This window comes from Shewanella dokdonensis (assembly GCF_018394335.1).
Classification (GTDB): Bacteria; Pseudomonadota; Gammaproteobacteria; order Enterobacterales; family Shewanellaceae; genus Shewanella; species Shewanella dokdonensis.
This window is the reverse complement of the sequence record NZ_CP074572.1, coordinates 3,441,576-3,456,749: the sequence shown is the minus strand read 5'-3', so window position 1 is coordinate 3,456,749 and position 15,174 is coordinate 3,441,576. Positions and strand designations below refer to the sequence as shown.

10 protein-coding genes and 3 pseudogenes are annotated in these 15,174 nt (G+C 43.1%); 4 read left to right on the top strand and 9 right to left on the bottom strand.

The features are described from left to right. Positions 1-111 precede the first annotated feature (111 nt). Positions 112-606 (top strand): peptidylprolyl isomerase, encoded by a 495-nt coding sequence (locus KHX94_RS16635; RefSeq protein ID WP_213681461.1) that lies wholly within the window; start codon positions 112-114, stop codon positions 604-606. 6 nt (positions 607-612) lie between these two features. After that, positions 613-1,326: a UDP-2,3-diacylglucosamine diphosphatase gene (locus KHX94_RS16630; RefSeq protein WP_213681460.1), complete on the top strand. Its 714-nt coding sequence runs from the start codon at positions 613-615 to the stop codon at positions 1,324-1,326. Between the two features lie 8 nt (positions 1,327-1,334). Here KHX94_RS16630 and miaE read toward each other — a convergent pair whose 3' ends face one another. Further along, the gene (miaE, locus tag KHX94_RS16625; RefSeq protein ID WP_283104935.1) at positions 1,335-2,267 is read right to left on the bottom strand and encodes a tRNA isopentenyl-2-thiomethyl-A-37 hydroxylase MiaE; all 933 of its coding nucleotides are present in this window, start codon (positions 2,265-2,267) and stop codon (positions 1,335-1,337) included. Between the two features lie 653 nt (positions 2,268-2,920). On the opposite strand from miaE, the pseudogene KHX94_RS16615 reads away from it, so the two are divergent. Then, positions 2,921-5,781, top strand: a pseudogene (locus KHX94_RS16615) (TonB-dependent receptor plug domain-containing protein). 141 nt (positions 5,782-5,922) lie between these two features. Here KHX94_RS16615 and KHX94_RS16610 read toward each other — a convergent pair. The 5 genes and pseudogenes from KHX94_RS16610 to KHX94_RS16590 all read right to left on the bottom strand — a co-directional run bounded on the left by KHX94_RS16610 (position 5,923) and on the right by KHX94_RS16590 (position 12,473). Continuing rightward, complete coding sequence (locus KHX94_RS16610; RefSeq protein WP_213681459.1) at positions 5,923-6,867, bottom strand: hypothetical protein; 945 nt, start codon at positions 6,865-6,867, stop codon at positions 5,923-5,925. Beyond that, on the bottom strand, positions 6,839-7,978 hold the full coding sequence (locus tag KHX94_RS16605) for an MBOAT family O-acyltransferase (protein WP_213681458.1): 1,140 nt from the start codon (positions 7,976-7,978) through the stop codon (positions 6,839-6,841). The genes KHX94_RS16610 and KHX94_RS16605 overlap by 29 nt, the downstream gene beginning before the upstream one ends. A 358-nt stretch (positions 7,979-8,336) precedes the next feature. Further along, positions 8,337-9,893 carry a peptide MFS transporter gene (locus tag KHX94_RS16600; protein ID WP_213681457.1) on the bottom strand — a complete coding sequence of 519 codons (1,557 nt, stop codon included), beginning with the start codon at positions 9,891-9,893 and terminating at the stop codon, positions 8,337-8,339. Positions 9,894-10,111: 218 nt separating this feature from the next. Beyond that, the gene (locus tag KHX94_RS16595) at positions 10,112-10,477 is read right to left on the bottom strand and encodes a YajD family HNH nuclease (protein ID WP_213681456.1); all 366 of its coding nucleotides are present in this window, start codon (positions 10,475-10,477) and stop codon (positions 10,112-10,114) included. A gap of 32 nt (positions 10,478-10,509) precedes the next feature. Further along, positions 10,510-12,473: pseudogene (locus tag KHX94_RS16590) on the bottom strand (BCCT family transporter). Positions 12,474-12,503: 30 nt separating this feature from the next. Here KHX94_RS16590 and KHX94_RS16585 point away from each other — a divergent pair. Continuing rightward, complete coding sequence (locus KHX94_RS16585; RefSeq protein ID WP_213681455.1) at positions 12,504-12,791, top strand: hypothetical protein; 288 nt, start codon at positions 12,504-12,506, stop codon at positions 12,789-12,791. On the opposite strand, the gene KHX94_RS16580 is transcribed toward KHX94_RS16585, so the two are convergent. The 3 genes and pseudogenes from KHX94_RS16580 to pstB form a co-directional block, all read right to left on the bottom strand. Further along, entirely contained in the window at positions 12,788-13,402 is a 615-nt protein-coding gene (locus KHX94_RS16580; RefSeq protein WP_213681454.1) for a DUF502 domain-containing protein, read from the bottom strand. The two genes, KHX94_RS16585 and KHX94_RS16580, sit on opposite strands and share 4 nt — an antisense overlap. 200 nt (positions 13,403-13,602) lie before the next feature. Next, entirely contained in the window at positions 13,603-14,304 is a 702-nt protein-coding gene (gene phoU / locus KHX94_RS16575) for a phosphate signaling complex protein PhoU (RefSeq protein ID WP_213681453.1), read from the bottom strand. Positions 14,305-14,331: 27 nt separating this feature from the next. After that, positions 14,332-15,152, bottom strand: a pseudogene (gene pstB / locus KHX94_RS16570) (phosphate ABC transporter ATP-binding protein PstB). Between the last annotated feature and the right edge of the window lie 22 nt (positions 15,153-15,174).

The window sequence follows — 15,174 nt, the reverse complement described above, 5'->3', positions numbered from 1 at the left end:
GGTAAACTGGCCCAAGAGTTTAACATTGGCACTGGCAGTTGAATACCGCCCTTTAACGCCATTCCCGGATAAGTTAGAATCCGCCCACGAAAATTGTTCAAAGGTAAAATTATGATCACACTGCACACTAATCATGGCGATATCAAACTGGCCCTGAATGAAGAAAAAGCCCCACAAACCGCTGCTAACTTTGCCCAATACGCCAGCGAAGGTTTTTTTGATGGCACCATTTTTCACCGCGTGATTGATGGCTTCATGATCCAGGGCGGTGGTTTCACTGCCGACATGCAACAAAAACCGACAAACGCCCCAATCAAAAACGAAGCCAATAACGGACTGTCTAACAAGGCTGGCACTATTGCGATGGCGCGTACATCTGATCCTCATTCTGCCACTGCGCAGTTCTTCATCAATGTTAATGACAACACTTTCCTGGATTTCAAAAGTGAATCAACGCAAGGTTGGGGTTATTGCGTTTTTGGTGAAGTGGTTGAAGGCATGGATGTCGTCAACAAAATCAAGGACGTTAGCACCGGCAATCGTGGCATGCATCAAGACGTGCCATTGGAAGCCGTTGTTATTGAAAAAGTGACCATCAGCGAATAAGCGCGGATGCACACACTTTTTATCGGCGATCTGCATTTGAGTGCAGATCGCCCTGATATCACACAAGCTTTCATCCGCTTTCTCGATACGCAGATAGAGGGAACTGAAGCCCTCTATATTTTAGGCGACCTGTTTGAAGTCTGGGTGGGTGATGATCTAGCAGAGCCATTTGCTATGAAGATTGCGCAGCATCTTAAAACACTCAGTCATCAGTTACCCATCTACTTTATCCATGGCAATCGTGATTTCCTGTTAGGACAGAATTACGCCGAACTGGCAGGCATAACACTGTTACCTGAAGTCCAAAAACTTTCCTTATATGGGCGTGCAACTGTGGTGCTGCATGGTGACAGCTTGTGTACGTTAGATCATGATTATCAACGCTTTCGCCGCTTTCGTAGCCGCCCATTGGTGCAATGGTGTTACCGCCATCTGCCACAACAACTGCGCTTGAATATCGCCGCCAAATTGCGTCGCAACAGTCAGCAGCAAAATCAGATGAAATCTGAGCAGATCATGGATGTCACCGCCGATGAAGTGTCCAAGCTCTTAGCCCAATCCAACGCATCATTGATGATCCATGGACACACCCATCGACCCGCTATTCATGAACTAGGAGATGGGAAACAACGCGCGGTAGTCGGCGACTGGTATCAGCAAGGCAGTGTGCTGAAAGTCAGTCCGGATACCATCGAACTGCAAACACTGCCGTTCGCCTAATCGGCTAACTAGGCAGGAATGCCACTATGGAAACGGAACTCCGCATCGCTTGTCATTATCAGATCTGCCTCTGCCGCCACTAATTGCGCTATTCTGTCACTGATATCGTGCCCAGCAACCGCTTGAGCGAGTGACAGATAATCCTGATAATGGCGGGCTTCTGAGCGCAGCAAAGAGACATAAAAACGCCCGAGTTCCTCATCCAGATATGGAGCCAGTTTGGCAAAACGCTCACAGGAACGAGCCTCTATCAAGGCCCCCACAATCAGTTTATCAATCAAAGTTTGCGGTTCGTGAGTCGTCACCTGCGCTAACAAACCTTTGGCGTAACGGCCTGCCGGCAGATTGCTATACGGAATATTCCGTACCCGCATAATCTCCAATACTTGGTCAAAATGATGTAATTCTTCCTTAATTAATCGCACCATTTTGGCAATGAGGTCATCGCTTTGCGCAAAATCAGCGCGCGAAATTAACGGTTTGCAAACAGCCTCTGAACCCTCTGATGCAGATATGGTCATTTCTATATGCTGTAAATAATCTTGAGTCTCTGCCCATTCGCATACGGCTAGCGCGACCGGCATCTCTGCCGCATGTTTACCTAACAGATATAACGCTTGCTTGGCTGCTTTTATATCGTAACTACTGGCCTTTGTTACACCATCAGCAAAAAACCAACGCTGAAATTCATCAACTGACCACTTGTTGAAACGGAACAGAAAAAACTCGTATGGTTTCAACATATTCACCACCACATCTTGCGATGACACGGCATATTTTCGCAGCAATTTGCTAGCAGTCGCAGCCGCCTTCCATTCACAGTTACAGTGATCAATCAAAAGAACTGCCAGGTTTTCTGGTTTACACGCTTCAGTAATCCAACCTTCGGGAGTTGCACAGCCTAGTAAGCGGTTTATAGGGGTAAGCAATTGAGAGTACATATAAGTATCTGATGGGACTTCTACCTAGGGAAATTCTCACGGTTGGTAACCGTTACGTCAACCTCTAGTAGAAATTTAGAATGACTATCAAGCCAAATCGTTCAATGTTTCTTCATCGTAATATTTATATTTTCAAAGTTACTAAAATAGCATTCTATGCGTTTATATAAAAGGAAAATAAAAACACACAACAACTTGTTTCCATTCAAAAAAATTAATCAAGAAAAATATCACCTTCCATGTTAAACATAATATAAAACAATCCAAAAAATAAGGAGTAGATCTCATTTTATAGAAATAAACTCATCATTCCACTTGTATCACCCGTTATAAAAGCAACTAATAAGTTTCATCATTTTAACAATTAATATTTTCACTTATTCATAATTTTTACATTTATTTTTTTAAATGTGAAAATTATGAATAAAAATCAAATTTGACACCAAGTAACGCCAAATTAATATGCTGTCAACATAACCAATAAAGCAACAATCTTAATACCATTGTAAGTTGTAACGACTACGTTGTGGTTTTAACTCTGAATGTTATATTTCCGACCTTCCATCTAATAAAGCTTAAAGCTACGAAGTAGTTAACTAGCTTTAACATTAATAGTCACTAATAAATTAATAACAATTTTAAAAGGGAGACATATGCCAACAAAAACCAAATTAGCAGATTGGATTGCCTTATCTCTGCTAAGCAGTACTGTTATTTCCATTTCAGTTCAGGCCGCAGATACCAGTACCGATACTGACTCACAAAAGTATGAACGTATTGAAGTAACGGGGTCACGTATTGCTCGCGAAAATGCTTACGCACCAACACCAGTAACCATGGTTACTGGTGAAGAATTACTCGGTACCGGGGTCACCAATATTGGTGAAGCCCTAAACCAGCTACCTGCACTAGGTAGCACCTATTCATTGGCGAGCTCTGGTGGCAGCAATATCGGTACAGCTGGACTTAACTTGCTTGACCTGCGTAATTTAGGCGCCTCAAGAACATTAGTATTGGTTAATGGCAAGCGCCATGTTTCTAGCCAATCAGGTACTGCAGCAGTAGACGTCAATACGATTCCGAGTGCTTGGATCGATAAAGTGGAAATTATTACCGGTGGTGCCTCAGCTATTTATGGTGCGGATGCGGTTACAGGGGTAGTGAATTTCATTTTAAAGAAAGATATTACAGGCTTGGATTTTAATGCTTCCATTGGCACCGCAGATGATAGTGGTTTCAGCAAGAAACGCGCTTCCTTTTCATATGGTACCGACATTGACAATGGCCGCGGTAATATAGCCTTTGCTGCGGAATATTCAGGGCAAAATAATCTAATGGCATTTGATCGTGACCAAACGAGAACATCTTATGCTTCTATGGAGAACAAAACGCCCCACCGTGTGGATGATAATAATCCCAATAATCCAGACAAAATCTATACCGCCAACTCCGGTTATTACAAGATTGCCAATGATGGACGCTTTACTCTGACAGAAGATCCAGAAAACTGGAAAAAATTTAATCCAGATGGCAGCATCAGTGATGTCAATTTAGGCAGTAATAATTACAGCGCATACTGTACTGACTGTGACTCAATCAACCTGCATCAGTTTGACGAGCTACAGCCAAAGTTCAAACGCTATAACGTCAACTTCAAGAGTAATTATGACGTCACAGCGGATGATTCAATGTATTTTGAAGCCAAATACTCCCGCACTGAAGCGACCAACAACTTCCAGCCTGCATTCTTCTATGGTAACCCAATCAATACCGTCCATAGTGATAATGCCTTTATGGATCCCGAACTAAAGCAGTTAATGGCTGACAACAATACCAATGATCTTATGATCAACCGTTTCATGACCGATACTGGCCTACGAATTGAAAACGATACCCGGGAAACCCAGCGTTATGTGCTGGGTATGAAAGGGTTAATCGCCGACGACTGGGATTACGATGTTTATGGCGTTTATGGTCAAACCGATCTTGATCGCCAAAACAAAAACAACCTGATATACGACAACTATATTAATGCGCTGGATGCGGTAGATGATGGTCAGGGGAATATTGTTTGCCGAGATACCGCCGCCCGTGCCGATGGCTGTATCCCCATTAATATTTTCGGTTATGGAGCTCCCAGCCAAGCAGCCATTGATTATATCAATGTCGACTTAACTGGAACTACAACCATAAAACAAACCGTATTGGGTGGTAGTCTTGCTAATTCTGGTCTATTTGAACTGCCAGCGGGTTATGTTGGCGTATCGGCGGGTGTTGAGTACCGTAAAGAGCAAAGTGAAACCCGCGAACCGAATTTCGACAAAGAAACATTCTTCACCGCTATAGCTAATGATAAAGGTTCATTTAATGTAAGAGAGGTGTTTGCCGAACTTTCAGTACCACTGCTCTCTGAATTACCACTGATTCGCCAGTTAGATTTGGATCTGGCCGCACGATATGCTGATTACAGCACTATTGGCGATGCCACCACCTGGAAAGCGGGATTAAGCTGGGAAATTAATGATGAATTGCGCATGCGTACCACCTATTCTCGTGCTATCCGAGCGCCTAATATCAGTGAACTCTATGGAGCTGAAAGCCAAAACTTTTTCAACGTCAAAGATGCTTGCCGAGCTTCAAATCTCAAAGACTTGGACAATGGCAGCAACCGCCGCAGTAACTGTGCGGCGCTTGGTATACCAGAAAGTTTTGACTCAGACTATGATAGTAAGACCCTTGAAGGTACCAGCAGTGGTAACCGTCAGTTGAAGCCCGAAAAGTCCAAAAGCTTTACTTTGGGGTAGTCTATAATCCTCAGCTCTTTGATGGCTTTTCAGCCACGGTAGATTACTGGAATATCAAGATTGACGATGCCATTGATAGTATCGATGCACAGGCAATTGTTGATAAATGTATAGATTCCGCTAATGGCATTGATAATCAATATTGTGCATTGATCACACGTGATCCTAATAGCCACGAAATCACCTCCATCCATACTCAGTCATTGAATTTAGCGAAGCTGGAAGCCTCTGGTATTGATTTTGATTTCAGTTACACCGCAGATCTCGGTAAAGGTACGCTGAAGACCAATTTGATTGCAACCCGCCTTATTCGTAATCGACAATACAGCTTCCAAGAGGATACCAGTGATTATGAGGATTTTGCTGGCACCAAAGCCAACCCTGATTGGCAGGGTAACTTAACACTGAAATACAACATTACAAAATGGGAAGCCACTTGGCGCACGCGTTACATCGATCAAGTCAGCCTTTATACCTCTAAATCGCTAGGCCGCAATGCCAACCCCAATAGTCTGATGGACTATAGTTCCTATTTCATCAGCGATATGGCGATTGGTTACCTGTTTGATAATGGCTTGGGACTAAAATTTGGTATCGACAACGTCTTTGACCGTGATTTGCCATTCGGCACCATCGGTACAGCTAGAGACTCTTCTATGTACGATAACGTTGGGCGTTACTACTACACTACCGTGAGTTTCAAACTCTAATCTACGATTGGTAATTGACAAAACGGTGGCTCCTGCCACCGTTTTATATTTAAATTTTAGACAGTTTGATCTTCAGTTACTATTTACACACTTGATATTTTATATCAGTAGAATAACTGGGCTGAAAAATTAAATGACTACTCAATGAACATTATACTGAAAATGAAGACATTCATTGATTCTTTTAACAATAGTTTCTTTCATATATTCAGCACCATCTTGATTAAGATGATCACCATCCCAAAAATATTTATCAGGCAATGAATTATTCATTAAATTAATGTAACACGCTCCAAATATCGTTTCCATATCCTTAGCAAAATAATCAATATTCGGTAGTTCCTTATCATCCAAAACATTATTTAAATGATTCATATAACGATAATTTAAAGGCATAGAAATAGCTATAATTTTTATATGAATAAATTCTTTAACAATACTTTCTATTCTTTTCAGATTTATTCCATACTCTTCATATTCTGGAATAAAAACACCATCTCTATAGTGGCTAAGCTGTAACCACTCCATATTTGGCCTATGGATTTCAGAAGGTATTACTTTACGACCATTCTTATAAAACTCACCTTCAAGATAAAATGGATGGCCATTACTATTTCTATCTATAAAATTTTTGAATATATACTTTATTTTTTTTATAAAATCCACTTGACTAATAGAAATGTTTTTTTCAAAAAATTTGAAATATTCATTTGGCATAGTTTTATAAAGAGAATCATTCTCGCTTGATTTTTGAAAATTCTCGGCAAACATTTCCATAGGCGTCAAATTAACAATAATAAATTTTAAATCTTTAAACTCTTTAATTGCATATTCTATTTGTTTCATAGAGCCTAAAATTGAGTTACCATCTTCATTCATATAAAAAATTCTATCGTCATTAAGCATAATTCTATTTGCATGAGAATTTCCTACAACAACACCAATTACATTACCTGATTGATAAATCCTCTTTACCTTTGGGTTAATATTAGTCATCATCCTTACAGAAACTACGATAACCAGTAATATGCATATAATTACTAATATTTTATACGTTTTAAAATTGGGCATAATAGAAAACGCCATCCAAATTCCTAACAAAAAATGAAAATGTCACAAAAAATAAGCAGGCACAAATTATAGTCATCGGATAATTAGATACAAACTTCCTAATTTTTTTATAAAAGTACATATCAAATAAATATAGAACAAAAACAGAAACAACAACATAAAATATTTGCTTAATATCTATACATGGGAAAATTGTCTTAGGAAGAGTATTATTGAAAGGGAATCCCAATACCACAAAGAATAAAATTTGACTAACTAATAGCCAGTTATGTTTACGTTTTATTTTATTCTGAAAAATAAACAACAACAAATTAACCAGGCCAAAAATTAAAAAACCTACTGTAGCCCCATGCCATAATGACAGTACGGATACACTGGTCACTATTTTTAAGTAGGCTTTATATTTTCTTCGGCCTGACACTTTGAAAAAATCAGAACACCATTGATATACCGTTATATTCCATCTACTCCAAAATTGAGATATATTATGTGTAAAAAATGGTGCTCTAAAACTCAATGGCATTTTAAATCCAGACAACCCTGCGATCCCAATTCCCATTAGAGACCAAGATAAATAATCTGAATACATATAAACCCACCAAAATATAGAATAGAAAATACTTTCATCATTTTCATATGCACTTTTTGTTATATAGGCCAAATATAATTTAAAAAACAACCCCACAGAAAATATACAATGATATAGCGCTTGGGATTTAAGTGTTATCTTTTTAAGCCGTTCGAAACCAGAAGGTTTTACAATAGGCCCACAATATAATTGTGGGAAAAAGCTTAGTTTACTAACCAAAGCATATAACGAGATATTACTTTTTATATAATAACAAACTTGAAAAAGAGCAAAACTCACACCTAACAATTGATATCCATCTACTGCACTAAAAAAAGTATTTTTAATAAGTACTATGGCTAACACAACTATAGGAATTATTGATATCTTCTCTTGAAGGTATTCACCAAATGTTTTTACAAAAATTGCAAGTATACAAATAACAACAAAAGTTTGTGGATATAAAACTAATGAGAATATAGTCCCCAAAAATATTACAATTTTCTTTGAGTTAGTGAGCGATGAAATAAAGTATAAAATAATGAGTGCCGTGACCAAATTACATTTCCCCAAATTTAGATAATAAGCACACCACTCATGGTTAAACTGGCAGCTCAACTATTTGGACTCTAAAAATACCCAAATTAATAAAATACCACCATAGTTCATTAACAGCAGAATGACGAAATAAAGACGATAGCAGATTAAAGCTAATTAGACCAACTTTTAAGTTTTGTGAAATAAACAAGCATTGCACACAAACCATACACTGTTACTTAAGTCTCTGATAAACCAATCGTCGTCAAGACTCGAGTGAAAATTATCATTAAATGACGGAACAAATCTAACCTAAAAAAGATCGTTAAGTAAAAACCGGGAGACGCTGCTCCCGGTTTTCTCGAAAAGTGACGGCTATTTACTGTTCGGTTTTCACATCTGATAACGCCGCTGCCGCACTATCATCATGCCCATTACCATTATGAGCGTGATGTGTTTCCGTTAGGCGGCGCATTAATGGCAACACAGCAAGTGCTATCAGCGTACAAATAACTGCAGCAATCCCCAACTTGTTAAACAGGCTGGTATAAATTGGCAATGTTTGCAGTGGGTCTTTAATATCCTCAGGCACACTGGCAAAGTTTGCCACCACGCCACCCAGATACTGAGAAATACCTGATGCCACAAAGTAAGCGCCCATCATAAAGCCGCCCATGCGCGCTGGCACATAACGAGCTATCATCGCCAACCCCAAGCCACTCACCAACAGCTCGCCAAGGGAATAAGAACCATAGCCCCAAATCATAATCCAAGATGAGGTTTTACCATCCACAGCAAACTGCCCGGCAAAACCGTAGATAAAGAAGCCAATGGCCACAACGGCAAAACCAAGGGCGAATTTACCGGCAATAGAGAAATCTTTGTTGTTACGCCCGGCCCATGAGTAGGTCCACGCTAACACTGGGCTCAGCACCATAATCCAGATGGGGTTCAGTGCTTGGAATTGCGCAGGTGACCATGTCCAAAGATGGGCACCAAATACGCTAAATTCCCAGTCAACATTACGCAGCGCAAACAGCGCCAGCGAAGTGGACATTTGCTGATAGAACACAAAGAAAAAGACTGTCTGCACAATCAGTACCAGTGCGGCAATCAAACCGGCGCGTTCACTGACTTCGCTACTGCGGATAAGATGGATGAAGATAGCCAGCAACACGACACCTGCCGCATACACAAAAATACGGGCAACTGTTTGATATTCTAGGATTACCGCAGACAACACCACAGAAGCTGCCGCAACTGCCAGTACGATAGCCAGTTTGACTTTATCAACCGGCCGAGAATCTGGCTCTGAACCGTATTCACTAACGGTCTTACGCATAATGGCGTAGTTACCTAAGCCGACCAGCAAGCCCACACAGCAAACTGCGAACGCTGCATGCCAGCCAAATTCATTGCCATAGGTCGCATTAACGTAATCTTTAATCCATGGAGTCAACAGCATGGAGAAGGTGGAACCGACGTTAACCGCCATGTAATAGATGGTGAAAGCGGAATCGATTTTAGAATCATCGCCTTCATAGATTTTGCGGACTAAGTTACCCGCATTCGGTTTAAACAGGCCGTTACCGACCACAATAACGCCAAGGGCACCAAACAAGAACCAGGTGTTCTCAGTTGGCACTGTCATCAGGGCATAACCGACCGACAACACGCCGGCACCCAGTAACATCGTCCGTTTGGTACCGAGGATTTTATCCCCGACCCATCCACCAATAGCAGGAGAAACGTAAATCAATGCCGCACAGGCACTCCATACCAAATTGGCACGGCTGTCATCAAAGCCCAAGCGCTGTACCATAAAGTACACAATCAGCGCCTGCATGCCGTAATAACCAAAGCGTTCCCATAGTTCAATAAGGGACACAGTCATAAACGAGTGTGTCTTGCCTACCTTAGCTGAGCCAAGAGTCATATTGCTTGCTTCCATCATTGTTGTAGTAATGTTTAAGGCCAAGAGTATAAGTCGAGCGCCGATGTAAACCAATGCTGTACATCAGCAAAACAGACTTTGTTACAAAAGCCCTGAGTGTTTTTTATGCCAAAAAGTGCTTATTACAGCATTTGTCACTTGTCATGTCAGACATAAGCCAAGCACACAGAAAAACGCACCTGAAAGAAGGTGCGTTTTTGTCATTTCTGACCTTTTTTGGCCATCATTGCCTTGAGATCGGCAAATGGATTAAAGGTGGCAGGTGCCTGCTTGGAGTCAGAAGTATCGCCATATGATACTAACTCCTCAAAGCGGGCATGTTCATTGTCGTGACAATACAGACACAACAGTTCCCAATTAGAGCCATCCGCCGGGTTATTATCATGATTGTGATCACGATGATGCACCGTAAGTTCACTCAAGTTTTTATGCGTAAATTCGCGGGCACAGCGACCACAAACCCAAGGATACAGTTTTAACGCCTGTTCTCTGTAGCCCTTCTCCCGGTTAGCCCGGTATTCTCTGGCTTCTGCCAGTACCCGGTCTAATTTGCTCTGTGCTGTCATGCCATATTCCTGCGTCTACCGACATTGCCACCTTAGTTACTGACATATTCTGCATTAGAAAGATGCAGATAATGCAGGTATTTCTCATATTGGGTTACCACATCAGCCTGTAACTGCTCAGGCGTATATCCCATGACATCATAATACTGACCGCCATGTTCAAGAAATACTTCGACGCGATAATAGTGTCTATCCTCGGTTTCAGGCAATCCTGGCAGGATAAAACTGCGGATCCGCAGGGCGTATACAAAGGTTTGCAGCTCTGAGTCATCAATCACCAGTCTTACGCGATCCTGCTCATGCTGTAACTCAACCTCAATACCTCGCTGGATAAATTCGCGCTCGACATTCGCCAGCGCTGGCTCAGCAATCTCATCCAGATACTGTCTGGCTTCCTTATAGGAAGGAAGAGAGACCAATACCTCCAGATGTTTTTGCCAGGAAACACTGGTCTGTGAATACTGCACACTCGTATTGTGTAAGCGCACACTCATCAGTTTCAGCCGATCATCTTTAAGTGCTTTAAACAATCCGATACACATCAGCAGCATTACCACCAGAAACGGCATGGCACTGGCAATGGATGCCGTCTGCAACGCTTTTAGGCCACCTGCCAACAATAAAACCGAGGCCACCACGCCTTCTAGCAATGCCCAGAAAATCCGTTGCCATACGGGCGCATTTTCATCTCCGCCCGAGGTAAGATTATCGACCACTAACGAGCCAGAGTCCGATGAAGTCACAAAAAAGGTCACTACCAGACACACACCCAAGATATTGAGAACACCAGACCACGGCAAGTGCTGAAAAAAGGTAAACAAGGCCACAGATACATCTGAAGATACGGCATCAGCCAGATACTGCGCACCATGATTCATGATGGCATCAATGGCCGAATTACCAAAAACGGTCATCCACAGAAAGGTAAAGCCGGTTGGCACAAACATCACCCCCACCAAGAATTCACGGATAGTACGACCACGGGAAACTCGGGCGATAAAGGTTCCCACAAAAGGTGACCATGAGATCCACCAGCCCCAATAAAACAGTGTCCAGCCACCTAGCCAATCATTTTTCTGCTGATAAGCGTACAAATTGAAGGTTTTATTAACAATATCACTCAGATAAGCCCCAGTATTCTGGACAAAATGCTGTAATAAATCTGCGGTTGGCCCCACTAACAGCACAAACATCATCAACAAGAAAGCTAACCCCATATTGAGTTCGCTAAGTATTTTGATGCCTTTATTGACGCCAGAAACCACCGATGCCGTGGCCATCAGGGTGATCACACAGATAAGCCCCACCTGCACTGCGGCGGAGATTGGAAAACTGTCGCCTAACAAGAAATGTAAACCAGAATTAACCTGTGCCACACCAAAGCCCAGCGACGTTGCCACCCCCAGCACAGTGCCAAGAACCGCTAAAGTGTCGACACAATGCCCAATAGGGCCATAGATGCGATTACCAATTAGCGGGTATAACGCACTGCGCGGTAATAAAGGCAAATTATGCCGATAGCTAAAATAAGCCAGACTCAACGCCACAATGGCGTATATGGCCCAAGCATGTAAGCCCCAGTGAAAAAGGTAATTTTCAGCGCGTCTTTGGCCGCAGCCATGGTTTGTGGATCAGCATCAGGTGGTGCTAGAAAGTGCATCACAGGTTCACCAATACCAAAAAACATCAACCCTATTCCCATGCCGGCGGAAAACAGCATGGCAACCCAGGTCTTATAACTGAAATCGGGTTCTGAATGATCTGGCCCCAGCTTAATATCGCCGTAGCGACTAAGCATGATAAACACCACAAACACCAAAAAAATAGCCACGGCCAACACATAAAGCCAACCCGCTTTTAGCTGCAACCAGGTCTGTACGCTATTGAACAATGCTTGTGACTGTTGCGGCCATACGGCGGCAATAACAACCAGTGCCACCAGACAGATCACTGATGAAAAAAACACCGGTGGATTGATACTCGATTTTTTAGACATAAACGCTCCCATCAGATGACAGGCTGCTGCTTGATCAACCCTTTATCAGATTTTGTGCTTGTAGGCTGTGCAGCAGCCAAAACATTGCCAATGGGCGACAGCAAAGGTAATTCAGCAACATTGTTACTCCGCGGCAAGGCCAAAGAGACCTTTGATAATGGAGCAACATTCCCGCCGGCTCATGGGGCGGCAATAACGGATACCGGGGCAAAGAGACCGGTAAACCCACTGAGATTACTACTGTTTTGGCAACAATTCGCGTTGATTATACACAAAACAAGCACGATTGGGGAGCGTAAAGGGCTTTTGTACGGTTAATCGATGGGATTATTGTGATGTTCATGCTCTGTTGCTGGTGATTGTGAGATCCCAGCCGTTAAGTTAAAACGCATGGCTTCTTCAAATGACCAGTCGACTTTGATGAGATCTTCCCGTTTCACCAGACTGGTGACCCCAGCCATCTGGTAAGACAACTGAAACAGCACTGGCACCCAGTCACCATCAGGTAAAGCGTCCACCAAAGGTTGTGGAGGCGTATCTGTCATGATAAACCCCACAACATACCCCCCATTGGCCTGACGAACTAACACGGTTTGTTGTGATTTTGGCTTAGAGGGGTCGCGATTCATTAACGAGGCGATATCACGAATACTGCCATAAACTGACTTAAACAACGGGAAACGCATGAGTTGCCGTTCAACCCAGCTCCACAACCACACCACCGGGCTGACCGAAAACAACAAGCCAGCGATAAACACCAAAGCCACCACCAACAAAAAACCAGCGCCGGGGAACGGGGACGGAGCATGCACTAACGTCAGCAGCAGTTTTCCAAGTTCATCCAATGAGGCAAATAACGACCAGAACAACCACAAGCTAAGTGCCATAGGCAACAGATTCAGCAGACCGCGGATCAGGGTTTGTTTCATGTTTTCCTCACATCAACACCGCCGACATGACGCTGCGGCGCTTATCTTAGCACTGTCATCATATCAACCTCTATGGCAACAGCTTACCTGTCAGCGATTTCAGCAGCATCATGCTGAATACCCGCTGGTATTTGCCGTAAAATTGGCTTCAGCCACAAAAAACGCCAGCAATTGCTGGCGTTTAGCAGCACAGTTCGCCATCAATCCTTTTCCATCTCTTCATAAGAGACATGGCGAACATCCCGGCCTTTTACATAATAAATCACGTATTCACAGATGTTCTTACAGCGATCCCCTACCCGCTCAACCGCCCGTGCCGCCCATAGCACATCGAGAATACCCGGGATGGAACGAGGGTCTTCCATCATGTAAGTCATCAACTGGCGAATGATCCCTTCATATTCTTTATCCAGTTTGGCGTCTTCTTTATGTAACTCGATTGCCGATTCCGCATCCATCCGTGCTAATGAGTCCAACGTTGAATGCAGTAAGCGAGTGGCATGACGCCCCATGCTTTCGATACTCACTAGCAAAGGTTGCTGATTATTATTGCGTTTTTCCAAAGCGGCTTTGGCAATGCGCACACAGGCATCGCCGATGCGTTCCAGATCGGCAATCGTTTTGGAAATCGCAATGACCAAACGCAGATCGCTGGCTGCGGGTTGGCGTTTGGCAATAATGCGGGTGCATTCTTCATCTATGTCCACTTCCATGCCGTTGACACGATGGTCACCATCAATCACCTGTTGTGCCAGTTCAATGTCCAGCGCCCCCAGCGCATCGAGCGCCAGTTCTAGCTGACGTTCGACCAAGCCGCCCATGGCGAGGACTTTATTACGAATATCTTCCAGTTCGGCACTGAACTGACCGGAAATATGCTTGTTAAGATTTTTATTTTCCATAAATTCTGCCTTGGTTCAGTGAGGGCGTTAGCCATAACGCCCGGTAATATAGTCTTCGGTTTTGCTCTGTCGCGGCGTGGTAAATATGGTGTTGGTATCGGCATACTCCACCAATTCCCCCATATACATGAAAGCCGTCTGATCTGACACCCGCGCGGCCTGCTGCATGTTGTGCGTCACAATCACCACGGTAAAGCGAGTTTTCAGTTCGGTGATCAGCTCTTCAATTGTCAGTGTCGAAATGGGGTCCAAAGCTGATGTGGGTTCATCCAACAGCAACACTTCGGGCTCAATAGCAATGGCACGGGCAATCACCAAACGTTGCTGCTGACCGCCTGACAAACCAAACGCGTTATCGTGTAAACGGTCTTTCACTTCATCCCAAATGGCGGCACCGCGCAGTGAACGCTCACAGGCTTCATCCAACTCACGCCGATTATTGATGCCCTGTAATCTCAAACCATAAACGACGTTTTCGTAAATCGATTTGGGAAACGGATTAGGGCGTTGAAACACCATGCCCACATTGCGGCGCAGTTTGGCCACATCCACTTTTTTATCGTAGATATTGTGACTATTAAGCAGAATTTCGCCGTCAATACGGCAGTTGTCCACCAGATCATTCATACGGTTGATACAGCGTAGCAGCGTAGATTTACCACAGCCGCTAGGGCCGATAAAAGCCGTGACTTTTTCTTGGGGATCTTCATCGACACATCAAACAGCGCCTGTTTATCACCGTAATGTAGATTCAGATCGCGGATCTCCAGTGCTGTCTGCTCCGATGGCAGATTCTTTAAATCGACCTTGGCAGCAGCGGTCGTTAATGAGGCATCTATCGAAATCATAGGTTGTTTCTGTCCTGTCTCT

Bases quoted from the DNA above. Each gene is read 5' to 3' on its own strand.
- miaE (WP_283104935.1), bottom strand. From the start codon at position 2,267: ATGTACTCTCAATTGCTTACCCCTATAAACCGCTTACTAGGCTGTGCA.
- KHX94_RS16630 (WP_213681460.1), top strand. From the start codon at position 613: ATGCACACACTTTTTATCGGCGATCTGCATTTGAGTGCAGATCGCCCT.
- KHX94_RS16580 (WP_213681454.1), bottom strand. From the start codon at position 13,402: ATGAAACAAACCCTGATCCGCGGTCTGCTGAATCTGTTGCCTATGGCA.
- KHX94_RS16595 (WP_213681456.1), bottom strand. From the start codon at position 10,477: ATGACAGCACAGAGCAAATTAGACCGGGTACTGGCAGAAGCCAGAGAA.
- KHX94_RS16600 (WP_213681457.1), bottom strand. From the start codon at position 9,893: ATGACTCTTGGCTCAGCTAAGGTAGGCAAGACACACTCGTTTATGACT.
- KHX94_RS16610 (WP_213681459.1), bottom strand. From the start codon at position 6,867: ATGGCGTTTTCTATTATGCCCAATTTTAAAACGTATAAAATATTAGTA.
- phoU (WP_213681453.1), bottom strand. From the start codon at position 14,304: ATGGAAAATAAAAATCTTAACAAGCATATTTCCGGTCAGTTCAGTGCC.
- KHX94_RS16635 (WP_213681461.1), top strand. From the start codon at position 112: ATGATCACACTGCACACTAATCATGGCGATATCAAACTGGCCCTGAAT.